Annotated in this window: 23 protein-coding genes and 1 pseudogene; 7 read left to right on the top strand and 17 right to left on the bottom strand. The window is 63.7% G+C overall.

Annotated elements, in window-relative coordinates; genetic code table 11:
* The first annotated feature begins 131 nt into the window (after positions 1-131).
* Entirely contained in the window at positions 132-1,211 is a 1,080-nt protein-coding gene (locus tag D5041_RS18320) for a serine hydrolase (protein WP_265258958.1), read from the top strand.
* 1 nt (position 1,212) lies between these two features.
* Here the strand turns inward: D5041_RS18320 and D5041_RS18315 are convergent, their stop codons facing one another.
* Positions 1,213-2,028, bottom strand: coding sequence for an IclR family transcriptional regulator (locus D5041_RS18315; protein ID WP_010100752.1), 816 nt, complete (start codon positions 2,026-2,028; stop codon positions 1,213-1,215).
* 238 nt (positions 2,029-2,266) lie between these two features.
* Between D5041_RS18315 and D5041_RS18310 the strand changes: the two genes are divergently transcribed.
* The 3 genes from D5041_RS18310 to D5041_RS18300 all read left to right on the top strand — a co-directional run bounded on the left by D5041_RS18310 (position 2,267) and on the right by D5041_RS18300 (position 4,940).
* Positions 2,267-3,166, top strand: a complete 900-nt coding sequence (locus D5041_RS18310) for an ATP-binding cassette domain-containing protein (protein ID WP_265258957.1) — start codon at positions 2,267-2,269, stop codon at positions 3,164-3,166.
* 278 nt (positions 3,167-3,444) lie between these two features.
* Positions 3,445-3,999 (top strand): hypothetical protein, encoded by a 555-nt coding sequence (locus tag D5041_RS18305; RefSeq protein ID WP_265285427.1) that lies wholly within the window; start codon positions 3,445-3,447, stop codon positions 3,997-3,999.
* Positions 3,996-4,940 carry a hypothetical protein gene (locus D5041_RS18300; protein WP_265285426.1) on the top strand — a complete coding sequence of 315 codons (945 nt, stop codon included), beginning with the start codon at positions 3,996-3,998 and terminating at the stop codon, positions 4,938-4,940. Before D5041_RS18305 ends, D5041_RS18300 begins: the two co-directional genes overlap by 4 nt.
* A 40-nt stretch (positions 4,941-4,980) precedes the next feature.
* On the opposite strand, the gene D5041_RS18295 is transcribed toward D5041_RS18300, so the two are convergent.
* From D5041_RS18295 to D5041_RS18260, 8 genes and pseudogenes are all read right to left on the bottom strand, one after another.
* Positions 4,981-5,736, bottom strand: a complete 756-nt coding sequence (locus D5041_RS18295; protein WP_010100759.1) for an arginyltransferase — start codon at positions 5,734-5,736, stop codon at positions 4,981-4,983.
* Complete coding sequence (aat, locus tag D5041_RS18290) at positions 5,733-6,374, bottom strand: leucyl/phenylalanyl-tRNA--protein transferase (protein ID WP_265285758.1); 642 nt, start codon at positions 6,372-6,374, stop codon at positions 5,733-5,735. The genes D5041_RS18295 and aat overlap by 4 nt, the downstream gene beginning before the upstream one ends.
* Before the next feature lie 57 nt (positions 6,375-6,431).
* Positions 6,432-8,051: pseudogene (gene betA, locus D5041_RS18285) on the bottom strand (choline dehydrogenase); the annotation flags it as partial.
* Positions 8,052-8,063: 12 nt separating this feature from the next.
* Positions 8,064-9,584 (bottom strand): aldehyde dehydrogenase family protein, encoded by a 1,521-nt coding sequence (locus D5041_RS18280; protein ID WP_265285425.1) that lies wholly within the window; start codon positions 9,582-9,584, stop codon positions 8,064-8,066.
* Between the two features lie 10 nt (positions 9,585-9,594).
* Complete coding sequence (locus tag D5041_RS18275) at positions 9,595-10,836, bottom strand: GMC oxidoreductase (protein WP_265285424.1); 1,242 nt, start codon at positions 10,834-10,836, stop codon at positions 9,595-9,597.
* A 2-nt stretch (positions 10,837-10,838) separates the two neighbouring features.
* Complete coding sequence (locus D5041_RS18270; protein ID WP_010110046.1) at positions 10,839-11,738, bottom strand: ABC transporter permease; 900 nt, start codon at positions 11,736-11,738, stop codon at positions 10,839-10,841.
* On the bottom strand, positions 11,735-12,856 hold the full coding sequence (locus D5041_RS18265; protein WP_265285423.1) for an ABC transporter ATP-binding protein: 1,122 nt from the start codon (positions 12,854-12,856) through the stop codon (positions 11,735-11,737). Before D5041_RS18265 ends, D5041_RS18270 begins: the two co-directional genes overlap by 4 nt.
* 18 nt (positions 12,857-12,874) lie before the next feature.
* The gene (locus tag D5041_RS18260; RefSeq protein ID WP_010110048.1) at positions 12,875-13,936 is read right to left on the bottom strand and encodes an extracellular solute-binding protein; all 1,062 of its coding nucleotides are present in this window, start codon (positions 13,934-13,936) and stop codon (positions 12,875-12,877) included.
* 227 nt (positions 13,937-14,163) lie between these two features.
* Here D5041_RS18260 and D5041_RS18255 point away from each other — a divergent pair, with 227 nt between their 5' ends.
* Positions 14,164-14,406 (top strand): AbrB/MazE/SpoVT family DNA-binding domain-containing protein, encoded by a 243-nt coding sequence (locus D5041_RS18255; RefSeq protein ID WP_010110049.1) that lies wholly within the window; start codon positions 14,164-14,166, stop codon positions 14,404-14,406.
* A complete protein-coding gene (locus tag D5041_RS18250) occupies positions 14,403-14,798 on the top strand; it encodes a type II toxin-antitoxin system VapC family toxin (RefSeq protein ID WP_265285422.1) in 396 nt (131 codons plus the stop codon). The genes D5041_RS18255 and D5041_RS18250 overlap by 4 nt, the downstream gene beginning before the upstream one ends.
* Positions 14,799-14,823: 25 nt before the next feature.
* On the opposite strand, the gene D5041_RS18245 is transcribed toward D5041_RS18250, so the two are convergent.
* The 8 genes from D5041_RS18245 to D5041_RS18210 all read right to left on the bottom strand — a co-directional run bounded on the left by D5041_RS18245 (position 14,824) and on the right by D5041_RS18210 (position 26,130).
* Positions 14,824-16,494 (bottom strand): acyl-CoA dehydrogenase family protein, encoded by a 1,671-nt coding sequence (locus tag D5041_RS18245; protein ID WP_265285421.1) that lies wholly within the window; start codon positions 16,492-16,494, stop codon positions 14,824-14,826.
* Between the two features lie 36 nt (positions 16,495-16,530).
* Complete coding sequence (locus tag D5041_RS18240) at positions 16,531-17,550, bottom strand: NADP-dependent oxidoreductase (RefSeq protein ID WP_265285420.1); 1,020 nt, start codon at positions 17,548-17,550, stop codon at positions 16,531-16,533.
* A gap of 50 nt (positions 17,551-17,600) precedes the next feature.
* The gene (locus tag D5041_RS18235; protein WP_029554143.1) at positions 17,601-18,017 is read right to left on the bottom strand and encodes a PaaI family thioesterase; all 417 of its coding nucleotides are present in this window, start codon (positions 18,015-18,017) and stop codon (positions 17,601-17,603) included.
* Between the two features lie 14 nt (positions 18,018-18,031).
* Positions 18,032-18,823, bottom strand: a complete 792-nt coding sequence (locus D5041_RS18230) for an SDR family oxidoreductase (protein ID WP_265285419.1) — start codon at positions 18,821-18,823, stop codon at positions 18,032-18,034.
* A 129-nt stretch (positions 18,824-18,952) separates the two neighbouring features.
* On the bottom strand, positions 18,953-19,549 hold the full coding sequence (locus D5041_RS18225; RefSeq protein WP_265285418.1) for a hypothetical protein: 597 nt from the start codon (positions 19,547-19,549) through the stop codon (positions 18,953-18,955).
* Positions 19,550-19,679: 130 nt separating this feature from the next.
* Entirely contained in the window at positions 19,680-20,267 is a 588-nt protein-coding gene (locus D5041_RS18220; RefSeq protein ID WP_265285417.1) for a hypothetical protein, read from the bottom strand.
* A 589-nt stretch (positions 20,268-20,856) separates the two neighbouring features.
* A complete protein-coding gene (locus tag D5041_RS18215) occupies positions 20,857-25,611 on the bottom strand; it encodes an RHS repeat-associated core domain-containing protein (RefSeq protein ID WP_265310910.1) in 4,755 nt (1,584 codons plus the stop codon).
* A 234-nt stretch (positions 25,612-25,845) separates the two neighbouring features.
* Positions 25,846-26,130 (bottom strand): hypothetical protein, encoded by a 285-nt coding sequence (locus tag D5041_RS18210; protein WP_010107622.1) that lies wholly within the window; start codon positions 26,128-26,130, stop codon positions 25,846-25,848.
* Here D5041_RS18210 and D5041_RS22200 point away from each other — a divergent pair.
* Entirely contained in the window at positions 26,017-26,268 is a 252-nt protein-coding gene (locus D5041_RS22200; RefSeq protein WP_407702323.1) for a DUF6444 domain-containing protein, read from the top strand. The genes D5041_RS18210 and D5041_RS22200 overlap by 114 nt on opposite strands.
* The last annotated feature ends 33 nt before the right edge of the window (positions 26,269-26,301 follow it).

Here is a 26,301-nt window from a genome sequence, read left to right as displayed (position 1 = left end):
GGGCTGAAGGGGCTGAAGGAACGGCTTACAATTTCGCTCACTTTCTTGGAAAGTAGCGCAAGCTGTTGATATTGCGCTATTTTTTTATCTTTGTATACTGCGCGGCAGCCCATTTGCCTGAGACCATCCCCATGCCCCACCGCTCCCGCGCCGCAGTGAATCGTTTTTTCCAGCTTCTGGGCCTGGCAATCGTGAGCATGGCCCTGATCGCGTCCGCAGCACACGCGGGCGGACGCACCGCCGCCAAGAAAAAGCAGCTGAGTTCCGCAAGCCATGCCAAGCGCACCGTTGCGGCGCGCAAGCAGGCCGCGCCTCCCCCCGGGGCGTTGCGCGGCAGGGCCCGAACGGTCAAGACTGCGCCGCGGGCCGTCTACGTTCCTCCCAAGCTCTCGTTCGGGCAAATCGCGGGCCTGCACAGGGTCGATGACCCGCTGGACCTCAAGTCCAGCGCGGCGCTCATCGTGGACCAGGACACGCACGAGGTTTTATTCAGTAAAAACGACCACGCGGTGCTGCCCATCGCGTCCCTGACCAAGCTCATGACGGGCCTGCTCGTCTCCCAGGCCGGGCTGCCGATGGACGAACTCTTGGCGATCACGCAGGACGACGTGGACACCGAAAAAGGCAGCCGTTCGCGCCTGACGGTAGGCAGCACGCTGGCGCGCGGCGAAATGCTGCATCTGGCGCTCATGTCCAGCGAGAACCGGGCGGCGCATGCGCTGGGTCGCACCTTTCCGGGGGGGCTGAGGGCCTTCGTGGGGCAGATGAACGCCAAGGCCCGCCTGCTGGGGATGACCGACACGCGCTACGTGGACCCCACGGGGCTGTCGAGCCAGAACCAATCGAGCGCCCGCGATCTTGCCGTGCTGGTGAACGTGGCGCATGGCGATCCGTTGCTGCGCATGCTTTCCACCTCGCTGGGCCATGAGGTGGCCTTGGGCGAGAAGACCCTTCAGTACAACAACACCAACGACCTGGTGAAGAAACTCAGCTGGGACATCGGGCTGCAAAAAACGGGCTATATCTCCGAAGCCGGGCGCTGTCTCGTAATGCAGGCGCAGATTGCAGGGCGCAAGCTGATCATGGTGTTTCTGGACTCGGCGGACAAAATCAGCCGCCTGGGAGACGCCGAGCGGGTGCGCCACTGGATCGAATCCATGCCGGGACTGACGGCAGCACCGCTCCAGGCGGCGCGCAACAGCCGTGGCTAGATCAGGGGGGGGAGCTTCCTCTTTGGCCCGCGGCTTGCACTCCAGACGCATGGCCCAGCGCCAGGGATATCGTGTTCGCCGTGGCCTGCAGTTTGGGTAGCCAGCCTTCATCCAGCCGGTCGGCGGGGGCGGATATGGACAGCCCCGCGACCAATTTGCCCTGGTCGTCGTAGACACCTGCGGCCATGCAGCGCACACCCAGTTCCAATTCCTCGTTGTCGTGCGCAATGCCGGACTGCCGGGCTTTTTCCAGTTCCTTTTCCAGAACCGGCAACTGGGTGATGCTGTTGCGTGTTTGGCCTGCGAGCGCCGTGCGGGTTGCGTATGCGCGGACCCGGTGGGGATCGTCCAGCGCCAGAAAGAGCTTTCCCGTGGAGGTCAGGTGCAGGGGCGCGCGGCCGCCAATGGCGCGCACCACCTGCATTCCGGAGCGCTCGCTGTACGCGCGCTCGACGTAGATGATCTCGTCCCCCTGGCGCAGGCTCAGGTTCACGGGCTGCTGAATCAGCCGGTGCAGGCTGCGCATCGGCGAGAGCGCCGCCTCGCGCACGCTCAGACGGGCTTTCACGAGATTGCCCAGTTCCAGCAGCCGCATGCCCAGGCGGTAGGTGCCCGACTGGGGCCGGTCCACGAAGCGGCCCAGGGTCAGGTCGTTCAGGATGCGGTGCGCGGTTGACGGGTGCAGGCCCGTTTTCTCGCTGACCTCCTTGAGCGGGATCGCTTCCTCGCGCGATGCCAGCACGTCGATCAGCGCAAACATGCGCTCGAGCACTTGAACGCTGGGTTTTACCGGGGTGCCGGGGTCGATTTTTTTCATGGGTGGTGAATGCGAGGCAATCGGGCGAGCGCCGCTGCATCTTAGCGCGAGGGGCTCAGAAACCTGTGAATAAAGGGCGACACGAATATTACGTGTCTTCTTGCACGCTGGCTTTGAACGACCTGCGCGGAATCAGGCGCGCAAAACGGGCCGCAGCGGACGCGCGTGTGATAATCCGCACGCCTTCGCGTGGGAGGTGCGGACCGCCTCCGCCAGCAGGCGGTCATGGGGAAGGGGCATGATCGAGATTCACGACTTGCAGTTTGGCTACGGCCGCAGTGCGCTCTACCAGGGTTTTTCCGCCCGGGTGGACAAGCCGGGCATCTACGGAATCTTTGGGCGCAATGGCAGCGGCAAGTCGAGCCTGCTGAAACTGATCTGCGGCCTGCTCACGCCCTGGAGTGGAAGGCTGCGGGTGCTCGGCTGGGTTCCCCGTGAGCGCGCGGCCGAACTGCTCGCGTCCGTCTACTTCGTTGCGGAGGAATTTCATTTGCCGAATCTGACGCCGACGCAGCTGGCGGCAACGCAGGGCGTTTTCTACCCCCGGTTTTCCGGGCAGCGTTTCGAGGAATACTTGGCCGAACTGGAGGTGCCTGCGGGCAGCCGCTTCGAATCCATGAGCCTGGGGCAAAAAAAGAAGGCCGCGATCGCCTTTGCGCTCGCCACGGGCACGCCGCTGCTGTTGCTCGACGAGCCCACCAACGGGCTGGACATCGTCGGGCGGGCCCGGTTTCGCCAACTCATGCAGCGCCCGGAGCACGCCGACCGGGCGGTGCTCATCAGCACCCACCAGGCGCATGATCTGGAGAGCATCCTGAGCCATGTCTGGTTTATCGACGGGGGGCAGTTGGCCTTGTCGGCAGAGATGGCCGAACTGGAGCAGCAATTGCAAATGGGCGTTGCCGCCGACGTGCAGTCCTTGAACCAGGCGCAGTTGCTGTACCAGGAGCCCATGGGGCAACAATGGGCGTATGTGGCGCGGCGCACGCGGAGCGCGGCAAATGGGGGCGACAGCGGTGGCAGTGGCGGCGGCGTGCAACTGGAACTGCTGTACAAGGCGCTGAGCCTTGAGCGGGAGCGCATGCTCGCCGCGTTGGCGCCGCAGCACCAGCCGGCGCGTGCGCAGGAGTCGGCATGAGCACGGCCGCGCCCTCATCCGGAGCGTCGGGGCTGCGCCCGAGGTCCGAGATCTTCTCGTGGCCACGCTGGTTGCTGCTGGTACGGGCGCGGTGGACCGAGCAGCGCCGGCAATACGCGGCGCATATGCTGGTGACGGCAATCCTGTACTGCGTTCTGTTGGTGCTTGTGCTGTGGAGCACCGACTTCAAGGGGTTCACAACCGAGGCGCAGTCCGGGCTCTACTTTGGCGGTCTGTACATCACGGGCTGTGTGTTTGCGGGCCGCTATTTCCAAGCCATGGCGCGCCGTGAATCGGCCCTGCAGGCGCTGATGCTTCCGGCATCGCTGTGCGAGAAATGGCTGCTTTGCCTGCTGCTCGTGGCGCTGGTCTACCCGTTGTTCTACAGCCTGCTGTTTCTGGCCATCTCCTGGCCGGTGCAGCAGTTGGTGCTGGCCGCCTTGCCGCAGGGTCCCGCGATAAAGTTTGATCCGCGCAACTATGCGCTGTTTGTGCCCTTTGTCGACGTTTCAGAGAATTCGCCTGCGCAACCGCAATGGGGGCTCCTGATCGGCTTGTGGATCCTGCAGGCCTTGGCGGTCTCAGGCACGCTTTACTTTCAGCGCGCTGCCATGCTCAAGACCCAGGTACTGATTTTTGGCCTGCTGGTTTTTTCTTCGATCTGGTGGATTGCCGTGGACGCGCGCGGCGAGGTGATCTTTGCCTGGTGGATGCTGGACGGCGGCTCCGGGAAACCACTGACGCATGTCATCAACTCCCTGCTCTGGATTGGCCTTCCGATCCTGTTGTGGTTGCAGGTTTTTCTGCACCTCAAAGAAAGGGAACTGCTGTGATCGCCCGGGGCCCCCGCCGCCGGGGCGCATGGCTCTTTGCGGGCACCGTGGCGTTGTTCTGTGCGCTGCTGGCTGCCAGCGGGCGGGAGTATTTCGAGGGGGCGCCGCGCGAGCACAACTATTTGCTGCGGGCTGGAGATCTGGTTGGCGTCACGCGGCTGCGGCTGGAAGAGAGCGGCGCAGATGCGGGCGATTATCCGTACTCCAGGCCGACGGTGCTGCTCGACGGCGTGCAGGATGATGTGCGGGTGAATGCGCACTTTTCCGGCGGTGGGGCGCAAGACGCCGCCGCGCGCTTCCGGTTGCTGGCGACCCGCGAAAAGGACACGCTGGTGCTGCGCTGGTCCGAAGCAGCCAGCGATCCGGCGCGCGCTCGCCGGCAGCCATGGAGGAGAGGCAGCATCGAGATCGTATTGCCGACGCGGTTCACGCAACTGGCCCTGGAAAGGGGGGACGTCGAGGCACGCTCGGCCATGGAGCAGTTGCAGGTATCCGGAGCGTTGGTCACGGTCAAGGGCCGGGTCGGCCATTTGGATCTGCGCTCCACCCGATGTCCACAGTCCTGTGCAAAGCAGGCCCGGGAGACGCAGGGCGAAGAAACCGACGACTGTGCGCAGCGCATGCGGAAGATGAACGACCTGGATATCGATGCCCGTGGCATGCAGTCGATACAGGTAAGCGCCGCGACCGGCAAGGTCGAACTGACCCATACCGGGGAACTCAAGCAACTGGATCTGCGTTTGGCTGATCCGGTGAGTCTGTCCGTGGACCGCGTGGCACCGTTGTTCGATGCCATCCGCCGGGGTGCCGGCCAGCGTGCGGATCTGGCCGCCTGTCCGCCATTGACGGCTCCGGCGCGCGATGCCGTGGCGTTGGAATTGGTCACCGACGACCGGCCGTGGCCGCGGACCAAGAGCGAAACAGGCGACGACTACGACTGACAGGCCAGAGTAGTGGCGGCTGTCGGCGCACAGCGCGTCATCAAACGCAGTCGGGGGCCGCAGGCACGCGCTGCCACTGCCCGTTGCTGCGGATTTCGTGCGGACGAAAGCGCGCCTTGTAGTTCATTTTCTGGCTGGCTTCGATCCAGTAGCCCAGATACAGATGCGGCAGGCCCAGGGCACGCGCTTGCGCGATCTGCCACATGACGCTGTAGGTGCCGTAGCTGCAGTGTGGCTCGGGGTCGTAGAAGGTGTAGACGGCCGACAGGCCGTCGTCGAGCAGGTCCAGGATGGAGACCATTTTCAGCGCGCCCGGCGCGCCCGATGCGCTGCTTTCCCGGAACTCGACGAGGCGTGAATTCACCCGGCTCTGCAGCATGAACTGCGTGTACTGGTCGATGTTGTCATGGTCCATTCCGCCGCCGGCGTGGCGCCCGTTCTGATAGCGCAGGTACAACTGGTAATGCTCGGGAACGAAGCCCAGGCGCAGAACCCTTGCCTGGAGCCTGCCGTGGCGCGCGAGCGCGCGCCTTTGGCTGCGATCGGCCTGGAACGCGTCGACGAGCACGCGCAGCGGCGTGCAGGCCTGGCAACCGTCGCAGTACGGGCGGTAGGTAAACATGCCGCTGCGGCGAAACCCCTTGACGACGAGGTCGGAATAAATATCGCTTTGCACCAGATGGCTGGGCGTGGCGACCTGCGATCGCGCGTGCCTGTGCGGCAGGTAGCTGCAGGGGTAGGGGGCCGTCGCGTAGAACTGCAGGGTTTGCAGCGGAAGGTCGTTGAGTTGCGTCATGCCGTGGGTGCGGTGGGAGGCAGCAGCGTGTCCCAGTATACGGGGTCAAACGCCCAAGACGGCGCGGGCCGGGTGCGCGCTTCTTCGACGTGCATCAGGAAACTGGCGCGGGATATTTCACGCGCGCCCAGAGAGGCCAGGTGCTGCGTGCGCTGCTGGCAATCGATGATCCCGATTCCGTGGTGCCGGCACAGGCCCACCAGCGCCGCGAGCGCGATCTTCGACGCGTCGGTGGCGCAGGAAAACATGGATTCGCCGAACACCGCGTGGCCGAGCGCCACGCAATACAGGCCGCCGACCAGCCTGCCGGCGACCCAGGTTTCCACGCTGTGCGCATGGCCTGCCGCGTGCAGCCTGTGGTAGGCCTCGAGCATCTCGGGGACGATCCAGGTTCCGCTCTGCGCCGTGCGCTGCCGGGTGGCGCACGCGGTGATGACTGCGCGAAAGTCGCAGTCCACGCGGATCTCGCAGTCTGCCCGGCTGCGGAACGCCTGAAGCGTCTTGCGCAAGGAGCGGTGCAGCCGGAACCCGGACACCGGGAGCACCATGCGCGGGTCGGGGGACCACCACAGAATGGGTTGATCGGGGCCGTACCAGGGGAAACTGCCTTGTGCATACGCGGAGCAAAGATTCGGCACGTCCAGCGCACCGCCCGCGGCCAGCAGGCCCGGCGCGGGGTCATCCGGACCCCAGGCGCCGCGGATCCGGTCGGCGATTTTCTCGGCGATCATGATCGTCGGTGCATTCAGGTTGCCGGTGATGATGCGCGGCATGATCGACGCATCGACCACGCGCAGCCCCTGCAGCCCGTGCACGCGGCCTTCGGAATCGACCACGGCCATCGGGTCGTCGGCCGCTCCCATCCTGCAACTGCACGACGGGTGCAGCGCGGTCTCGGCGTGGCTGCGCACGAAGGCGTCGATTTCGGCGTCGGTCTGCACGCCCGGGCCCGGCGCGATTTCGTGCCCGCGGTAGGCGTCGAACGCGCGCTGCGCGACGAGCGCGCGCGTGAGCCGCACGCCGGCGCGAAACTCCTGCCAGTCCACGGCGTGCGCCATGTAGTTGAACAGGATGCGCGGCTTGTCGCGCGGGTCGCGTGAAGTCAGCCGCACGTGGCCGGTGGACGGCGAGCGCATCGATCCCACATGGCACTGGAAGCCGTGCATGCGCACCGGGTTGCTGCCGTCGTAGTTCACCGCCAGCGGCAGGAAGTGGTATTGGAGGTTCGGCCACGCAAAGCGCGCGTCGCTGCGGATGAAGCCGCCGGCTTCGAAATGGTTGCTCGCGCCCGGGCCGGTGCCGTTCAGGTACCAGGCGATGCCGATCCCCGGCTTGTTGTACCAAAGCTGCGCCGGGTACAGCGAGACCGGCCGCAGGCACGCGTACTGGATGTACAGCTCCAGATGGTCTTGCAGGTTCTCGCCCACGCCCGGCAGGTGCGCGACCGGCTCGATGCCCAGCGCGCGCAGCGCATCGGCGTTGCCGACGCCCGAGCGTTGCAGCAATTGCGGCGAGGCGATCGCGCCGCTGCACACCAGCACTTCGCGGCGCGCGCGCCAGCTGTGGTGCCGGCCGTGCATCAGAGCCGCGACGCCGACGGCGCGCGGACCCTCGAACAGAACCCGGTCCGCGAGCACGTGCGGCCGCACCGTCAGCGCGCCACGGCGGCGCGCCTGGTCCAGATACGCCAGCGAGGTGCTGCAACGGCGGCCCTGGGCGGTGACGGTGCGATCCATCGGGCCAAAGCCTTCTTGGCGATAGCCGTTCAGGTCGTCGGTGCGTGCGTGGCCGGCCTGCGCGCCGGCCTCGACGAAGGCGTGGAACAGCGGGTTGTTGTCCTGGCGCGGCGTGGTGACGTACAGCGGGCCGCAATCGCCATGCCAGTCGTTCGCGCCCTTGTCGTAGGTCTCCGACTTGCGAAAGTACGGCAGGCAGTCGGCGTAGCGCCAGTCGGGCAGCTGGAAGTCGCTGGCCCAGTGCTCGTAGTCCAGCGCATTCCCGCGGATGAAGCACATGCCGTTGATCAGCGACGAGCCGCCCAGCCCCTTGCCGCGCGCCTGCGCCATGCGGCGCTGGTTCATGTGCGGCTCGGGCGCGCTCGCGTAGGCCCAGTTGTAGGTGCGCGTCCGCAGGGGATAGGCGAGCGCGGCCGGCATCTGCGTGCGGAAATCCCAGCGGTGGTCGGGGCCGCCGGCTTCGAGCAGCAGCACGCTCACGCCGGGGTCTTCGGTCAGGCGGGTGGCCAGCACGCAGCCGGCGGAGCCGGCGCCGACGATGACGTAGTCGTATTCTTCCTGCGCGGCAGGCGGCGTCATGGTGGGCCCGCTTCAGTCGGTCCGGGCGCCAAACCAGCCCAACGGGCGCGGCGCCAGGTTGATGTAGCTGTGCTTGAGTTCGGTGTATTCGTCCAGGCCGCCACGGCCCAGCTCGCGGCCTATGCCGCTGGCCTTGTAGCCGCCCCAGGGCGCCTCGGGAAAGTACGGGTGGTAGTCGTTGGCCCATACGGTGCCAAAGCGCAGCGCCCGCGAGACGCGGTTGGCGCGCTCCAGGTCGCGGGTCCACACGGCCGCTGCCAGCCCGAACGGCGTGGCGTTGGCCAGGCGCACCGCCTCTGACTCGGTGGCAAAGCGCTCGACGGTCAGCACCGGGCCGAAGATCTCTTCGGTGGCAAGCGCCATCGCCGCATGCACGTGGGTGAGCACGGTCGGCTCCAGCCAGAAGCCGTTTTCAAAGGCTGCTCCTGCGGGCGCCTTGCCGCCGCAGCGCAGCAGCGCGCCCTCGCTGACGCCGGCGGCGACCATGGACAGCACCTTGCGGCGCTGCATGGCCGATTGCACCGGGCCCATCTGCGTGCCCTCGGCAAGGCCGTTGCCCAGGCGGATGCGGCGCACGCGCGGGACGAGCGCGTCGACGAAGCGGTCGTGGACGCCGTCCTGCAGCATCAGCCGCGAGCCCGCCGAGCAGACCTGACCGGCATGGAAGAACGCGGCGTTGAGCGCGTAATCGACTGCGGTATCGAAGTCGGCGTCGTCGAAGACGATGTTCGGGTTTTTTCCGCCCAACTCGAGCGCGACCTTCTTGAAGTTGCCGCTGGCCGCGCCCATCACCGAGGCCCCGGCGAGCGCGCCGCCGGTGAACGACACCAGGTCCACGTCCCGGTGGCGCGCGAGCTCGGCGCCCACTGCGCCGGGGCCGGTGAGCAGGTTGAACACCCCCGCTGGCAGGCCGATGCCTGCGAGCAGCCCGGTCAAGCGGTGCGTACTCAGGGGTGTGAGCTCGCTGGGCTTGAGCACCACCGTGTTGCCCGCGCCCAGCGCTGGCGCGATCTTCCACGCGGCCTGCAACAGCGGGTAGTTCCACGGCGTGATCAAGCCGCACACGCCCACCGGCTCGCGCAGCGTGCGGCTGATGACGTGCGCCGGTGCCTCGTTCGCAAGGCCCGACTCCGTGGCCACCAGGGCCGAAAAATAGCGGAACGTGGCCACGATGTCGGCCATGTCGTTGCGGCTTTCGCTGATGGTCTTTCCGGTGTTCAGCGATTCGAGCCGGGCCAGCGGCTCGGCGTCGGCGGCTATGGCGTCGGCGATGCGCTGCAGCAGCAGCGCGCGCTCGCGTGCTCCGGTGTCGCGCCACGGGCCCTCGTCGAACGCGCGCCGGGCCGCAGCGATGGCGCGCTGCGCATCGGCCACGCTGGCCTCGGCGGCCTGCGCGAGCAGGCGCCCGGTGGCCGGATCGATGATGTGGCGGTAGCCGCGGCCCTCGGGCGGCAGCCACTGGCCATCGATGTACAGATCAAGGCGGGCGTCGATGGTGTCGGAGGAGGCAATGGACAAGGGGGCTTGCGTCATGGGCGGATTGTCACGGTCGGTGGAGCAGCAGCAGCGCAGCCGCTTTTTCTGCGACCATCATCGTCGGCGCGTTGATGTTACCCGAGGTGATGTTCGGAAAGACCGATGCATCGACCACGCGCAGACGGCTGACGCCATGCACTTGCAACTGGTTGTTGAGCACCGCGAGCCGCGCATCGCTGCCCATCGCGCAGCTGCCGCACAGGTGGTAGACCGAGCCGCTGTGCGCACGCACGAACTGCAGCAGGCTGGCGTCGTCGTCGCCGGCCGGCACCGGCTGCATGGCGGCCGCAGTCACCTGCGCGAGCGCGCGCGTTGCCAGCAGACTGCGCACCAAGCGGGCGCCGGCGATCGCGGCCTGCCGGTCCTGCCCGGTGGACAGGTAGGCCGGATCGATGCGCGGCGCTTCGTGGACGTTGGCGCTGCTGATCTGCACGCTGCCCCGGCTGCTCGGCCGGCACGGGGAGAAAAAAATCGTATAGCCGGAATAGGGCGTGAGGCGCGGGGCGCCGCCGTTGTCCGGCAGCTGGTACGACAGCGGGTTGAAATACAGCTGCACGTCGGGCAGCCCGCCCGGGCCGGCGGTGCTGAGGAACCCTCCGGCCTTGACCGTGGTTGCAAGCAGGCCCCGGCGCCTGAACCAGTACGCCAGCAGCGCGCGCGCCTGCTGCCACGGATGGCGGATCTGGTCGTTCATCGTGGAGCGATTGGCGCGCAAGAAAAATGAGGTGCACAGGTGGTCTTGCAGGTTGCGCCCCACCGCCGGCGCATGCTGGAGCACCGGAATCTGGTGCCGTTGCAGCAGCGCCGCGTCGCCCACGCCGGACAGTTGGAGCAACTGGGGTGTTGCCACGGCCCCTGCGGACAGCACCACCTCGCGCCGCGCGCCAAAGCGGTGGCGCTGCCCGCGGACCAGCACCTCGACGCCGACGGCCCCCCGCTGGGCGTCGAATAGGAACGCCGTGGTGGTTCCGCAGACGATGGACAGCACGCTCACGAGCAGCGCGACGAACAAGGAGTGGCCCATGCTCACGGCAATCTCACGGTCAAAGAGCATGCCCGTGCGCGATGAGCCATTGCCGATGAACCAGTCCAGCGTCGCGCCCCGCCATGGCAGCGAGGGGATGCCCGAATCGTTGAAGGCAAAGACGGCAACGACCAACAGCGGGGTCGCCAGGTACGCCAGGAACAGGCCCAGGTAGGCCCGGTGCATCCAATGCAAGTACCTCTTGCCCGGGAGGGTCCGCAGCATGTTCAACGCCCCCGGGTCAAGGAACGCGCCAGCGATTGCCCGCTGAGCTTCAGACCCAGCCATACGACGAGGCTGGAGGCCAGCAGCAGCACGAAGCCGAAGGCCGACCCCAGTTCCCAGTTGAAGCGGGTGATGAACTGGTTGTAGATCTGCTCGGTAAACCACTGGCTGCTTTTGCCGCCCATCAGGATCGGCGTCAGAAAACTCCCCAGGCTCAGCATGAAGACCATGATGCAGCCGGAGGCAATGCCCGGCATCGCATGCGGGATGACGATTTGGCGCAGCACCACGGCCCCGTTGCCGCCCAGGTCGTAGCCGGCCTCGACGAGCGAGTCGTCGAGCGTCTCGAGCACCGAAATCAAGGGCACGATCATGAACAGCATCAAGGTGTAGACCAAGCCGACGAGCATCGCCGCGTCGTTGTACAGAAATTCGATCGGAGCGTCTGCGAGACCGACGAACTGGAGCCCGCGCGACAGCAGGCCGGTCTCCCGCAGGATGATGGTCCAGCCGAACACGCGCACCAGCTCACCGACCCAGAACGGCAGCAGACAGGCCAGGTACAGCAAGGTCCTGGAGCGGCCCCGCGCGATCTTCGCGATGTAGTAGGCCACCGGCCAGGAAATAACCAGGACCAGCAGGGTCACGAGAATCGACATGGCGATGGTGCGCGCCAGCGTGAGCGGATACACCCGCTCTGCAAAAAACTCCCGGTAGTTCCCGAGACCGGTGTTTGCGCGGCCCTGCGCCATCGGCTCCTTGAAGGACAGGAGCAATAGATCGATATGCGGCAGCACGATGATCAGCAGCATCCACAACAAGAAAGGCGCAAGCACCAGGCAGAACGACAGCCGCCGGCCCAGGGTCTGGCCCGGCAGATCGTCTGCCGTGGCGCTGCTCATGGATTGCCTCCGGCCCGCAGCGCAAAGGCCATCAACTGGCGCGCAGAAAAAGCGATCCGGACCTGAGCGCCCTGCACCAGGCCGCACGGGGGCTGGTTCTGCGGCAGGGCCACGGGAATCAGCTCGCCGGACAGCACGCGCACCATGGCCCGGCTGTTCGCCCCATTGAACAACAGGCTCTCGAGCCGGCCGGTCATCATGTTCAGCAGCCTGTCCTGCGGCGGGGCGGCGGTGTCGGCCAGGCTGATGCGGATCGCCTCCGGCCGCACGAACAGCTCGATTTCGTCGCCGAGTCGGGCGCGGGTCGCTGCGCTGCCGAGCACCTGCAAAGTCTGGGCGTTCGCGGTCGAGACGCTGAGCCCGTCCGCGTGGACCTGCGTGACCCGCCCCCGCCAGCGGTGGCTGTCGCCGACAAAGCCGACGACGAAGGCGGTCGCGGGCTCGTAGTAGAGCGTTTGCGGACTGGCCACCTGCTCAAAGCGCCCGCCGTTCATGACGGCCACCTGGTCCGACATCACCAGCGCCTCGGATTGGTCGTGCGTGATGTAGACGAAGGTCGTGCCGAACTGGTGCTGCAATTGCTTGAGTTCGAGCTTCATATGCTCGCGCAGCTTCAGGTCCAGCGCGCCCAGCGGTTCGTCGAGCAGCAACACGGCCGGCTCGAGCACCAGGCAGCGCGCAATCGCCACGCGCTGGCGCTGTCCGCCGGACAACTGCGTCACCTGCTTGGGGCCGCAGCCCGGCAGGCCGACCCGCTCCAGGGCCTCAGCGACTTTCTTGTCGATCGCGCTGCGCGTCATCCCGCCCTTGCGCTTGAGCCCGTAGGCGATGTTCTGCGCCACCGACATCATGGGAAACAGCGCCAGATGCTGGAACACCATGTTCACCGGGCGCTTGTTCGGCGGCGTGTCCAGCACCGAACGGCCCTTGATCAGGATGTCGCCCGCGCTCGGCTGGCCGAAGCCGGCGACCATGCGCATCAGCGTGGTCTTGCCGCAACCCGAAGGGCCGAGGATGGAAAAAAACGAGCCCTGCTTGACGCCCAAGGACACATGGTCAACCGCCACATGGCTGCCGAATGCCTTGACGACATCGCGGCATTCGAGGTCATACGACATGGGGTTGGCAACCGGGCTTCACTGCGCCGCGATGCGGTCAAGAATCTTGCCTTCGCGTGTCTCCAGACCCGAAGGAATCGGCGGGAACCAATGGATGCGGGCGATCGCTTGCGGCGAATACACGCGGGCGAGCACCTGGCGCAGCTTCTCCGGAACCAGGTCCTGCGCGCCGGCCGAGGCCGTCATATTGTTCGAGGTCTGCATGACGATCGCCGCATTCTCCGGCCGCATCATGAAGTCGATCCACTGGTAGGCAGCGTCGTCGGCCCGGCCCTTGGCCGGCAGCACGAAGGTATCGATCCAGCCGAGCGGGTTCTTGTCGTAGCCGATGTCCATGTCCTCGCCCTGCAACTTGAAGGCATGCGAGTCCCAGCCCTCAGCGGCCACGATCTCACCCGAGCGCATCATGTTCAGCAGATCGTCGGAGTTGTTCCAGTAGGCCTTCACATGGGCCTTGCAGGCCGCCAGCTTCTGCCCGGCCTTGTCGATGATGGCCTGGTACTTGTCCGGGTTCGCATACGCGGCAAAGGGATCGTCGCCGCTGGCGAAGGCCATCAGGATCAGCGCCGGGCGCCGGATGCGCATGGATACCTTGCCCTTGTACGCGCCCGTGCACAGGTCGGCGATGCCCGACACATGGGGGGCCTTGGCGTTGTTCGTCAGCACGCCCAGCGTCCCCCAGGTATGGGGAAGCGCGTAGACCTTGCCGCCTATCGTCGTATTCGCCTTGGTGGCGTCGAGCAGGTCGGGGATGAACTGCCGGGTCTGGACCCGGGACAGGTCGATCGGCTTGTAGATGCGGAAATCCGCTTGCGGCCCGGTGATCCGGTCCTGGCTCGGCTGCGCCAGATCAAAGCCCGCGCCACCCGTTGCACGCAGCCTTGAGATGATGTCTTCGTTGTTCGAGAGGGTGACCTGCACGTCGATGCCGGTCTCCTGTTTGAACTTCTTGACCAGCGCATCCGGAGCCAGGCCGCTCCAGGTCAGCAACCGGAGGGTCGCGGCAGACGCGCTGGCACTGAGCGTCCACCCCATCAGCCCCGCCAACAAGGCGGCAAGGGCTCGCTTGGGCTTCATCATGTCCGTGTCTCCTCTATTTGTTGTCACCATTTCTTGCCCGCAACAGCAGGATGAGACCCGGTGATGGACCGCATGCTATGCGACCATTGGCTTGCGAAAACAGGCCCATTTTGGAAAAAATTGCCGCGCCATTCTGAATCGGCTCCGCGCCGATCCAGGAGGCTTTCCGTCCTGCGTTTGACGCGGGATTTTCCTTACCATAAAGTAAGGCAAAAGGAGCGCATCATATGACCACTGCAACCATCACCTCCAAAGGCCAGATCACGATCCCTGTCGGTGTGCGCAACGACCTCGGGGTGGATTCGGGTGATCGCGTCGAATTCGTGCAGATCGCGCCGGGACGCTATGAGTTCGTCGCGGCGACGCACGACGTCACCGAATTGAAGGGCCTGTTCGCGCACTCCGGGAAGGCCGTTTCCATCGAAGCCATGAACGCGGCCATCGCCCGGCGTGGAGCTTCTGCGCGGTGATTGGCCTCGATACGAATGTCCTCGTGCGCTACATCATGCAGGACGAGCCCGGGCAATCGGCGCAGGCAAGCCGGCTGATCGAGTCGCTCGACGCCGACAACCCCGGATTCATCAGCTTGGTGATGGTCGTCGAGTTGTACTGGGTACTGACTTCCAGCTACGAACTGGCGGGCAAGCAGGCGGTGCAGGCGCTTGAATCCATCGTCCGCACGAAACAGTTTTTCGTCGAGCGGGCCGATTTGGTTCTGCGCGCCCTGCGCGCCTGCGGCGCAGGGAAGGCGGATTTTCCCGATTGCCTGATCGAGCGCTCTGCGGCCAGCGCGGGCTGCGCACGCACCATGACCTTTGATGTCCGCGCCGCAAAGCACGCGGGAATGACCCTCGTGGGCTGAACCGCGCCTTGCACGGTCTGTGGTTTCAGGCCGGCAAGGCACGCGCGAGCAGGTGGTCGAAATCGATCCCGGCGCCCAGCGTGCCAAAGCTGTGGCCCCAGTCGCCGCCCAGGCGCGAAGCGCAGAACGCGCCGAACACGCTCGCCGGGGCGCTGCGATGCAGCAGTACGGCCTGCACGGCGAGCGCCAGGTCCTGCGCCAGGCGGCGCGCCCCGGCTTCGTCGGTCATGGCGTCGGCGCGTAGCGGCAGCGCGTCGGCCAGGCGGTCGAGCGCCGGGTGCGCGCCGCGCGCGGGCGCGAGTTCATCGGCCAGCGCCGCTGCCGTGTCGGCCCGGCGCAGGGCGCGCAGCAGGTCCAGCGCCATGATGTTGCCTGCCCCTTCCCAGATCGAGTTGAGCGGCATCTCGCGGTAGATGCGCGCCATGACGCCCTCGCCGCCCGCTTCCACGTAGCCGTTGCCGCCCAGGCATTCCATGGCCTCCTGCGCGAACGCGCTGCCGCGCTTGCAGACCCAGAACTTGGCCACGGGCGTGAGCAGCCGGGCCATGACGGCCTCGTGCGGGTTCGCGCCGCGCTGGTCGAAGGCGCTCGCCAGGCGGATGGACAGCGCCGTGGCCGCCTCGCTCTCGAGCGCCAGGTCGGCGAGCACATTGCGCATCAGCGGCTGGTCGATGAGCTTCCTGCCAAAGGCCATGCGCTGGCGCGCGTGGTTCAGCGCCTGCGTCAGCGCCTGGCGCATCAGGCCGCTGGTTCCCAGGGCGCAGTCGAGCCGCGTCATGCTGCCCATCTCGAGGATCTGCGCGACGCCGCGTCCCTCCTCGCCCACCAGCCAGGCCAGCGCGTCCATGAATTCGACCTCGGCGCTGGCGTTCGCATGGTTGCCCAGCTTGTCCTTGAGGCGCTGGATGCGCAGGCCGTTGCGCCCGGCGCTGCCGTCCCCGGGCAGGACGCGCGGCAGAAAAAAGCAGCTCAGCCCGCGCGGCGCCTGCGCGAGCACCAGAAAGGCGTCGCACATGGGCGCGGAGAAGAACCATTTGTGGCCCGTCAGGCGAAAGCGCTGCCCCCAGGCGTCGGCGCCGTCGGGCAGCGCCTGCGTGGTGTTCGCGCGCAGGTCCGACCCGCCCTGCTTCTCGGTCATTCCCATGCCCATGGTGAGCGCGGATTTTTGCGCGAACGGCGCCAGCCGCGGGTCGTAGCGGGTGCCCGTGAGTCCCGCGCTCCAGTCGGCCCACACGGCGGCGTTGCCGCGCAGCGCGGGCACCACGGCGTAGCTCATGGAGACCGGGCACAGCACCGCGGGATCGGCCTCGGTAAACAGCATGAAGCCGGCGGCGCGCTCGGTATGCGCATGCGCCGCTCCCGGGCGCGCCCAGGGCGTGGCGTGCAGCCCGTGGCGCAGCGCAGCGCCGATGAGCGCGTGGTAGCTCGGGTGAAACTCCACTTCGTCGCTGCGCTGGCCAAAGCGGTCGTGCGTGTGCAGTTGCGGCCTGTGGGCATGCGCCAGGCGCGCGTGGTTTTGCATCTCGGCAGAGCCCATTTCCGCGCCCAGCGCGGCCAGCCCGGTCAGCGGCAAATCCGCGCAATGCAGGCGCAGCGCATCAAGCAGGGGCAAGTTGGTGGCGAGCAGGTTTGCGTTGACCCAGGGTGCGCTCTGGTTGAACACGCTGTGGGTGTTGGCGGGGCCGGTGGCGTGCATTGCGGACTCCTCGGCATGGCGCTGCGGGGTGCCGTTTCAGATCAGCTGGACAAGTTGCTTGCCAAAATTCCTGCCCTGGAGCAGGCCCAGAAAAGCCTCTGGCGCGGCGGCGAGGCCCTGCGCGATGGTCTCGCGCGGGCGCAGCCTGCCGCTGCCCGCCAGCGCGCCCAGTTCCTTCAGGGCCTCGGGCCAGACCTCCAGGTGCTCGCTCACGATAAAGCCCTCGATCCGCATGCGCTTGACGAGCAGCAGCGCGGGGTTGGACAGGGGCTGTGGCGCGCCGTCGTAGCCAGCGATCAGTCCGCACAGGGCGATGCGGCCAAAGGCGTTCATGCGCAGCATGACCGCGTCCAGGATCCAGCCGCCGACGTTCTCGAAGCAGCCGTCGATTCCCTGGGGGCAGGCTTGCCCGAGGGCCTGCGCCAGGGCCTTCCCTTCGTTGCCGTACTGCTGGTGGTCGATGCAGGCGTCAAAGCCCAGTTCCTGCACTGCGTAGCGGCATTTCTCTGCGCCGCCCGCGATGCCCACGACGCGGCAGCCGCGCGCCCTCGCCAGGGCCGCAAACGCGCTGCCCACGGCGCCCGTCGCGGCGCTGACCACCACGCTGTCGCCGGCCTTGGGCGCGATGATCTTCACCAGGCCGTACCAGGCCGTCACGCCGGGCATGCCGACGGCCCCCAGGTAGTACGACAGCGGAAACGGGCTGGCGCCGAGCTTGCGCAGCGCACCCGGGGTCCTGCCATCGACCACGCTGTATTCCTGCCAGCCACCCATGCCCAGCACCTTGTCGCCCACGGCGTACTGCGGGTTCCGGCTCTCGGCCACCTCGCCCACGGTGCCGCCGATCATCACCTCGCCCAGGGCCTGCGCCGCGGCGTAGCTCGGGCCCTCGTTCATGCGCCCGCGCATATAGGGGTCCAGGCTCAGGTAGTGGTGGCGCACCAGCACCTGACCCTCGGCGAGCGCAGGCGTGTCCGCCACCACCAGCCTGAAGTTGCCGAGCACGGCCGCGCCCCGGGGGCGGTTGTCGAGAACGATTTGTTGATTGCGTGGCATGCGTGCTCCTGTGGAGAATCAGACTCGAAAAGTTTTTCCAGCGCGGGCGATCATCCCGACCTGCCGGCGCCGCGCCGCTCGGGTGGCAGGCGCCGCACGTATTTGAACGTGCCCGTGGCCTGGCTGCATAGGCGGCCCCCGGAATCGAACACCGTGCCCTCGGTAAAGGCCAGGGTGGCAGTGCGATGGATCAGCCGTCCCTTGGCCAGCAGCGGGCCCCGGGCGGGTTGCATGAAGCTGGTTTTCATCTCGACGGTGACCACGCCCATGTCGGGCGTGACGCTGCGCGCGGCGATCGCCATGGCCACGTCGAGCAGGGTCATGGACGCGCCGCCATGGGTCACGCCCAGGGTGTTCAGATGCTCCGGTCGGGCCTCGTAGCCGAGTTCGGACACGCCGCCCTCCATGCGGTGCACAACGATTCCGAGGTGGTGGACGAAGGGGATGTCAACGCCAAATGGCAGCACGGGATCCATTGCGTTCACCCGCCCACAACGACGCTCACACCGCCATCGACCGCGAGCCATTGCCCGGTGATGTGCTTGCCCGCGTCCGACGCGTAGAGCGCGCACAGGCCCTTGAGGTCCTCGTCGTCGCCCAGGCGAGCCAGCGGCGCGTTTGCGGCGAGCGCGTCCGCGCCCAGCGCCTTGAGCGCTCCGGCGCTCATCTTGCTCGGGAAAAATCCCGGGCAGATGGCGTTGACGCGGATGTTGTATTGGCCCCATTCGGCCGCCAGTGCGCGGGTGAAGTTGATCACCGCGCCCTTGGAGGTGTTGTACGCGAGGGTGTTCAGGCCCTTGGGGTTGCCGCCCAGGCCGGCAATCGACGCCACGTTGATGATGCTGCCGCTGCGCCGGCCGATCATGCTGCGCTTGGCCAGGTGCTGGCTCAGGATGAAGCAGCCGCGCACGTTCAGGTCCATCACCTTGTCCCAGGCGGGCAACGGGTGGTCCTGCGCGGGTGCCCCCCAGGCGGCGCCGGCGTTGTTCACGAGGACGTCAACCGCGCCCATGCGTTGCAGCGTTTCGTCGGCCAGGCGGCGGATGTCCTCCTCTTGGGCGCAGTCGGCAGCGATCCAGTGCGCGTCGATTCCTGCGGCCTGCAGTGTGGCGGCGGCCTGTTCCAGGTCGGCGGCCTTGCGCGAGCTGAGCACGATCCGGGCGCCCGCCTCGCCCAGCGCGTGCGCCAGTTGCAGGCCCAGACCGCGCGAGCCACCGGTGACCAGCGCGGTCCTGCCGCGCAGGTCAAACAGTTGTTGGATGGTGCGGGTCATGCTCGTCTGTCTCCTTGAGGGTTCCCGGGGGGCTGCCAGGGTCTGGGGCAGGGCGCCGGGCGCTGATTGTGCGACGCAAGGCCGGGCCGGCGTGTCGCCTGCGCGATCGGTTCATCCAGCTATTTTTTATCAAGCAGGATAGTTGACGATCTGGCAGCGAACAACATGCCATTGACCTTGTGCCATGCGCTCGAATTCTCTGAAAGAGTCATCGCGTCCGTATTCAATTGAGGACACATGACCCTTCACACACCAAACACGGCCATGCAACGTTGCAGCGCCTGTGTTGGTCTCAATGTCGAATTCTGCGATTTTAAACCTTCTGCGTTTGGCAAAGCATAGCTCCGAAGGAAAATCTGATTTTCCATTACGCATTACAAAGAAATTGGCTTTAACCCCGCCTGAAGCGATAGTGATCCTGTTGATGGCTGCGATTTGTTTGTCCCACAGTTCAGCTTCGCGTGGTTGCAGTTTTTCGCGAACTGCGTCAAAGATGGTTTTCTCAAGCATTGATATATGCACCAAAGACGTAGATTGCCACAGTCCCCGGAACGGACCAAACATTGTGAGCGCGAAGACCCCGGCCGCCGCTACATTAGTGTTTTTTGCAATAAGAAAAATTTCGAATAAAAAGGTGCCGATGACCACCAGCAGAAAGAACCAAGGGCTCTGAATTCCATGTCGAACCCCGGAACGTAACTGTTTGATGCGCGCTTGGATTTTCATTATACTCACTTCTGGTCGCCGTTCATGATAGCCGTAGTCGATGCATCATAGATACTCATTATAACGACACGGAAGCCGCGCTCCACGTAGTTTTTGATCATCATTGAAACATTCATTCAGTTATTTTTATTCAAGCAGGATAATTGACGATCTGGCAGCGAACAACATGCCATTTATCTTGCGCCGCACGCTCGAATTCGGAAATATTGTTTCTGTATTCAATTGAGAACACATAACCCTTCATGCACCAAACACATCCACGTAACTTTGCGGTACCTGTCTTGGCCTCGATGTCGAAATCTGCGATTTTAATTTTTCTGCGTTTTGTAAAACATAATTCCGGAGGAAAATCCGGCTTTCCATCCCGCATCACGAAGAAGTTAACTTCAGACTCTTCTGGATCGATAGCGATCTTGTTGATGGCTGCGACCTGTTTATTCCACAGTTCGGCTTCGCGTGGCTGCAGCTTTTCGTGGACCGCATTAAAGATGGTTTTCTCAAGCATCGATAGATGAGCCGAAAATATGATTTGACGAAAAATCCAGTAGATAGGGAGCGTCGAGAGCACTCCGTATCCGGCAGCCACACAAGCGAGTTTTGCGAGCCAAAACACTTCGAAAATGTAGGCGCCAATGACCACCAGCAGAGAGAATCCAGTAATCTTGATTCCACTTCGAATTAGGGACTGTGACCGCTTGATGAGCGTTTCGAGTTTCATGATGGTCACTCCCGGTATGTACAGTCGTCACGGATCATGGCAGCCACAATCGGTCCACCGTAGATGCTTATTATGACGATACTAAATCCGTACTCCACGACGGCTCAGTCCCACGTCGATCCATTCATCCTGCAACCGTAGGATCGCAGTATCTATTCCAATTGCAATGTAAATAAGTAGCCTTGTTCATAGATCACTTTCATGAGAGCTGATTGCCTCGATTGCTTTTTCATCCCATTCGATGGATTTTTTCAAAATCCAGACCAACACCATTCCCTGCACTGTATATGACCGCAATGCTGCTCATTGAACTGGTATATCCGTTTTCAGCCAGCTTGAGGAAGAGTGTGAACGAATTTTATTATACACAAGTCCGCTTTTAACCGATGTCGCTGGCTGCGTCCGTCCCGTCCGCCCGTCCCGTCCCGGAAGGCTATGAATTCGGCTGCCGCACCACTGAGTTTTGCAAGTCACAACGCATCGAAAATGAAGGTGCCGATGACCACCAGCAACAAGAATACAATTCTCTAAATTCTATATCGGAAATCTAACTTCTAGAAGTTCATGCGCGTTTGAAGTTTCATGATACTTACTTCTCACATGTACAATCGTCACCGATCATGGCATCCAAAATCGGTCCACCGTAGATACTTATCACAATGCCAGTGAACCCGTACTCCACGATTATTCTGCTCACTGTCGAACCATTCATCCAGCTATTGAGTTCCGCAGAGATGGGCATGTAATTATACCCGGCATGAATTGGCTTGGACCGCTGAGGGTACAGCCAGTGGTGCAAACTCACATTATTTTTTGCCAGCCACCGTTCACCATTGCCCGCCGCAGTACTCCATGTATCGCGCACGCTGTTCCATCTACGCTCATCGGAGAACAAACGGCCAATGCCTCTCCCAAGACCGCCCTGACCCATTTGGTTCACGGCATTTCTTCCCAGGTGGGCCCCTCCAAAAAACACACTCATACCCAGCGCGCTCCATTTGCCATTGCTGTAGGCATTGGAGCACCGGTCCACAGAGCCGTTCGTGTCCATAACGTAGCGCACGACGTACGCTATGCGAAAAGAATATGTGTCACCGAATCCTGCAACACCATTCACCACCCAATCGGGTGCTGTGGGCATGTCAGCCAATCCGAACAAGCCATAAGGATCAATGTATATCAACGGGCTTCCGTTGACGTATGCAAACCGACTCCACCCACCAGCCAGTCCGATCGGATCACTCTGAATATATCTCCCCGTATCTGGATCGTAGTATCTGTGAAAATTATAGTACAACCCCGTTTCCACATCCTCGTATTGCCCAGGAAGTCTTGGCCATGAATTGATTCTGAAATTACCATCCGCAGCGCGCGGTGTCATTATATCTGCCCGTCCAAATGCGTTGTAGTTGGCGGCCCATAGCACATTGCCTGCCTTGTCCGTCGCCTGCAGTGGGGCTCCAAGATGATCAACATGGTAATAAGCGAAGACATCATCGCCATGGCCGTTCTTGGTCTTGACAAACAACACGCCGGTCATGAACGCACTATCAGGCTTGAGGCCATACTGCGTTGTGATTTCCGGGGCTTGGCTGGCACTGATCTGTTGATTGGCGTCGATTGCTATTGCCTGTGTGGCCTCTGCAACCATGCCTTCGTCGGCGTACAGGAAGTATGTGCGCAACGCCGGTATCAGCGGCTGTCCTGCCTTGTCCCGGTACTGTTCTTTCCAGATGCGCCGATTCATCGGGTCGTAGCCGTAACGGGATATGGTGTTTCCGTCTCCATTTTTCACCTCGATCAGGCGGTTGTCGCTGTCGTAGTGGTAACGGGTCGTTGTCGTTCCTTCCGTCTTTTGCGTCTGGTTGCCGTTGGCGTCATAAGCATAGCTGACCGTGCCAATTCCGCCGGGACGCTGTAGCAGGCGGTGATTTTTGTCATATTTCCAAGCCCCATTGCCTGTGCGGCTGTGCGTGATCCGATTCGCCAGCCCATCAAGGCCGAAGGTTTCGGTGTCACGCCCAAACAAGCCACCGGTATCAGTAACCACACGAGTCAGGCGCAATTCGTCATCGTAGTCATAGCTGCTGGCTCGGGCGTTGCTGATGCCGTTGGCAGTGTCTGTGCGATTGGCAGTTTTCATCTCGCCCTGTTTGCCGTAGCCATTGACAAGGTTCAGGGTGATTTGTTGGCCCGGAGTTCGACTCTTGAGCGCCTCCAAGCTAAACAACCCGTCCCAGGTTTTTTCCTGTGTGCTGCCTCCGGGCAGAGTGAGCTTGGCGGGGACGATCCATTTGAACTGGTTCACGCTGATGCTGCCTTCGCCCGGGATGCTGATCGATTCGAGTTCGCCGTGCGCGCTGTAGCCGTAGCTGATTTCCGTGCCATCAGCCCAGGTCAGTTTGGTTTTTTCTCCTGCCTGGCTATATTGGTAGGCGTAAGCCAAACTGTAACTGCCGCCTGCGGGATTGGGATAACTCAGGGTTTCGCTGGTTTTGCGACCTGCGTCGTCGTAGGTCAGGACGGCGCTGGTGGTTTGCTGGCCTGTGGGGCGCGTGGGGTCGGTGTCGCTCCAGGCGGTGAGATTGTTTTCGGCGTCCCAGGTTTGGGAGACGGTGCGTACGACGGTGGTATCCCGGATCTGTTGTATTTGGGTGACGCGGCTGGCGGCGTCGTAGCTGTAGCGCTTCTTGGTGCCGGCCGGGTCAATGCGTTCCGTGAGCCTGCCTGCGCCGTCGTAGCTGTAGTGCGTGACCTGTCCTTCGGCCAAGGTTTCGCTGGTCAGGCGGTCGTTGAGGTCGTAGGTGAAGCCGGTGGTGTTGCCTTCGGCGTCCTTTGCTTCAATGAGGTTGCCGCGCGCGTCATAACGGGCCTGCGCTTTTCCGCCCAGGGCATCGACGGATTCGACCGTCTGGCCGAATGCGTCGTAGGCATAGCTTCGGACCTTGCCGTTGGCGTCGGTTTCGCTTTTGAGTTGCCCGCGCGCGTCGTAGGTTTTTCTGCTGCGGGTCACGGTTTGCGTGCCGCTGCTGTTGGTATAGACCAGGGTTTCGCTGGTGGGTCGCTCGCTTGCGTCGTACCGCATTTGCTGCGTGAAGCTCGGGTACCGGACTTCAGTGGGGTCCAGCAAGCTGCCCAACTGGCCTGTGGCGCTGCCATCGGCGATCTGATCGCTGTAACTGGTGATATTGCCCAAGGTGTCCGACGCCCGGATCAAGTGCTGGAAGAGATCGTACTCTGCGCTGATGGCCCTGCCATCTTCATCGGTTTCGCCAATCACCAATCCCTGCGCATCGTAGCGCCACTTGTACTCGCCGCCAACGGGGTTGGTGGTTTGTACGCGCCGGTTCATCCTGTCATAGGCCATCAGGGTGGCCTTGCCTTTGGCGTCGATGCTGCTGAGTTGGTTGCCGCTTTTGTCGTAGCGGAAGGTGCGCACATGACCGAGGGGGTTGGTGATCTTTGTGAGATTGCCCGTGGCGTCGGTTTCATAGGTCGTTGCGTTCCCCAGGGGATCGGTGTACTTGACCAGCGCGCCCATGCGGTTGAATACGTAGCTGCGCGTGTTCCCCTCGGGGTCGATGATTTGGCTGGTTTTTCCTTGGGCGTCATAGGCGAGTTGCCATATGGCGTCTGGTGTCACGCTGCCATTGCTCTCCGTCCTGCCCTTGCGTGTCACGCGGATCGTCTGCCCCCGGGCGTTGACTTGGTACTCCGTGGTCCGCTCCTCGGCGGTGCCCGCAGCCTGTACGGTCTTGAGCAAATTGCCTTTGGCGTCGTATTCGTACTTTGTCTTGACGCCCAGTTCATCAATTTCCTCCGTGATTCCCATGTGCAGCGCGGAGTACACCGTTTTCTGCTTGCTGCCATCGGGGTATTGGGTTTCCACGATCTGCTCGAACTCGTTCTTCGTGGTTTTGGTCGCAAAGCCGCGCGCATTGGTTCGGGTTTCGGCCCGGTAGCCGGTGTCGTAGCGGATTTCCGTTTCGGTGCGGCCGTTGACCGTGTATCGCACCAACTGGCCCTGCCGGTTGTGCGTGTAGTCCTGCACCCGCCTGCCTGCGGCGGTCTCGGGACCGGTGATCTTGCTGATGAACTGTTTGTTCACGTCGTCGTAGTCGAATTCGTAGTCGGTGACTCCGCCGTCGGGTGCAATGCGTTGCTTGATGGTATCGCCCTCATAGACGATGCGCTCTGTTCGACCCTCTTGGTCCGTGATCCGGATCAGGCGGTTAGCCGCATCGTAGGCGTATTGGATGGTGTTGCCGCGCGGGTCCGTGATTTGGGTCAGGCGGTTTTTTTCGTCGTACTGGTACTTGATCGAGCGCGATGGCAGATCGCCCGCCACGGTGGCCAGGGGGTAGTCTTTTACTTCGGTGAGCAGTTCGCCCGTGTAGTGAAAGCTCAGCAGGGTATGGCCGCTGTCATCGACCGTGCTCAGCAGCCGGCCCTGGGCGTCGCGCTGCAGCCAGATGGTGTTGCCGTTGCGGTCGCCAAAGGCCACGCCCTGGCCTTGGGCGTCGTAGTCCATCCAGTCGCCGTTTCTCTTGCTCCAGCGAAAGCCTTTGGCGGTGCTCTCGGGTGCCGGGGGTGCAGGGGGCGTGCGGGTGGAGTCCTCACGGGTGTGGCTTGCTGTCGTCGAGGCGGCCGGAAGCTGTTGGATCGGGCGTTTTTCCAGAACGGATCGATTGTCGAATGTATAGCGCCCGGCGTCGCCCATGAAGAGTTGGTTGCCGAGCCGGATGGCTTCCGTATCCACAAACTGGGCCTTGGTTCCGGGGCACAGTGCGGCGTAGTCGAGGCTGACCCGTTGGGGCGCTGGATAGTCGGCGGAACTGCCGTCGCTGATCTTGCGGTTGAAGGGGGTGCTGCGTTTGGCCACCATGGGGTTGGCTTGTGCGACGCCGTCAACCATGACAACGCCACCGCCGACGGTCATTTGCAGCGAGGGCTGCCAGTCATCGTCAACCCAGACCCAGCATCCGGAGTCTCCCGTGCTGGTGGTGGCGCCGATCCCGGCGCTGGCGCTGCTGCTCCCCGTGAGGTTTTTCCAATTCTGCGAAAGGCTTTCCCATTGCGGGTTGAAGCGCCATTCATGGCCGTCCCATTCCTGGGTCCAGCGCATGGGGCCCATTGCGCTGCTGACGACCAAATCGTTTGAGCGCAGATTCAGGTAGCCGTTGGGCAGTGTGACCTGCGCCGCTGCCATGGACTGCGCCTGCGCGGGCAGCAGGACCGCTGTCGCGAGCACCAGCAGCACAGCCCTGCTGCTGCGTTTTAGCGCTTCGATCCAAGTCAGCAGGGTTTCTTGCATCTTTTTCGCCTGCGTGTTGTTCAGTTGCACTGCATTCCTCCCGTGGCCACGTATACGCACCGCCTGCCCTTCATCTTGATCGGCGTGCTGCTGCCGCTGCCTCCCCCAAACCCGCCCGAGCCCGCTCCCGCACCCGAACGTTCAGGGTGTTGCTGTAGTTGTCGCACCCGCCGCCCGACGCGTTGCCGCTGCCCGCCGCTGTGTCCAGTGATTGCAGGGCAATGACGCGGTATGGGATCGTGATGCGTTGTTTGGCTTGCAGTGTTACCGACAGTTCCACCAGGAATTAAAGGTGGCGTTGAGCGTCACCTCGTAGTGGTCCTGGATCGTGATTCCGCGCACGCTCCATTCGACGTTGATCGCGTTGTAGTTCAGGAAGACCGGCTGGTTGACCGTGATTCCGGGTTTGCTGAGCAGCCGTCCGCTCGCATCCTGGTGGTTTGCCGCGCGTGCGCGGAATCTGTAGCGGCCCGCGGGCAGGTTCTGGAACAGCGCTTCGTCCAATGCGGCGGTGTTCAGTTGCTGACGGCGCAGATCAACGAACTGCAAGCGCGGCTCAATCTGAACAACTGCAACTCCAGCAAGCCACCCTCCAGTGATGGGTTCAACAAGCCCCAGCCCAAGTCATTGCACAAGTACGGCCCGCGCGCGAAGGAGGACTCTCCGGTCCAGCCTCGCTTTGGTTGATCGGCTGGGCCGTGGGTCCGGGGGCTGAGTAGT

The organism is Verminephrobacter aporrectodeae subsp. tuberculatae (assembly GCF_026127385.1).
GTDB lineage: Bacteria > Pseudomonadota > Gammaproteobacteria > Burkholderiales > Burkholderiaceae_C > Acidovorax > Acidovorax aporrectodeae.
The sequence above is the reverse complement of the archived record's forward strand: the minus strand, read 5'-3'. Positions and strand labels throughout refer to the sequence as shown.

Excerpts from the sequence above, each read along its gene's own strand:
- D5041_RS18320 (WP_265258958.1), top strand. The coding sequence starts at position 132 with ATGCCCCACCGCTCCCGCGCCGCAGTGAATCGTTTTTTCCAGCTTCTG.
- D5041_RS18305 (WP_265285427.1), top strand. The coding sequence starts at position 3,445 with ATGGCGCGCCGTGAATCGGCCCTGCAGGCGCTGATGCTTCCGGCATCG.
- D5041_RS18260 (WP_010110048.1), bottom strand. The coding sequence starts at position 13,936 with ATGATGAAGCCCAAGCGAGCCCTTGCCGCCTTGTTGGCGGGGCTGATG.
- D5041_RS18230 (WP_265285419.1), bottom strand. The coding sequence starts at position 18,823 with ATGACCCGCACCATCCAACAACTGTTTGACCTGCGCGGCAGGACCGCG.
- D5041_RS18315 (WP_010100752.1), bottom strand. The coding sequence starts at position 2,028 with ATGAAAAAAATCGACCCCGGCACCCCGGTAAAACCCAGCGTTCAAGTG.
- D5041_RS18310 (WP_265258957.1), top strand. The coding sequence starts at position 2,267 with ATGATCGAGATTCACGACTTGCAGTTTGGCTACGGCCGCAGTGCGCTC.
- D5041_RS18240 (WP_265285420.1), bottom strand. The coding sequence starts at position 17,550 with ATGCCACGCAATCAACAAATCGTTCTCGACAACCGCCCCCGGGGCGCG.
- D5041_RS18245 (WP_265285421.1), bottom strand. The coding sequence starts at position 16,494 with ATGCACGCCACCGGCCCCGCCAACACCCACAGCGTGTTCAACCAGAGC.
- D5041_RS18275 (WP_265285424.1), bottom strand. The coding sequence starts at position 10,836 with ATGCTGCGGACCCTCCCGGGCAAGAGGTACTTGCATTGGATGCACCGG.
- D5041_RS18270 (WP_010110046.1), bottom strand. The coding sequence starts at position 11,738 with ATGAGCAGCGCCACGGCAGACGATCTGCCGGGCCAGACCCTGGGCCGG.
- D5041_RS18255 (WP_010110049.1), top strand. The coding sequence starts at position 14,164 with ATGACCACTGCAACCATCACCTCCAAAGGCCAGATCACGATCCCTGTC.
- D5041_RS18265 (WP_265285423.1), bottom strand. The coding sequence starts at position 12,856 with ATGTCGTATGACCTCGAATGCCGCGATGTCGTCAAGGCATTCGGCAGC.
- D5041_RS18280 (WP_265285425.1), bottom strand. The coding sequence starts at position 9,584 with ATGACGCAAGCCCCCTTGTCCATTGCCTCCTCCGACACCATCGACGCC.
- D5041_RS18225 (WP_265285418.1), bottom strand. The coding sequence starts at position 19,549 with ATGAAAATCCAAGCGCGCATCAAACAGTTACGTTCCGGGGTTCGACAT.
- D5041_RS18295 (WP_010100759.1), bottom strand. The coding sequence starts at position 5,736 with ATGACGCAACTCAACGACCTTCCGCTGCAAACCCTGCAGTTCTACGCG.
- D5041_RS18220 (WP_265285417.1), bottom strand. The coding sequence starts at position 20,267 with ATGAAACTCGAAACGCTCATCAAGCGGTCACAGTCCCTAATTCGAAGT.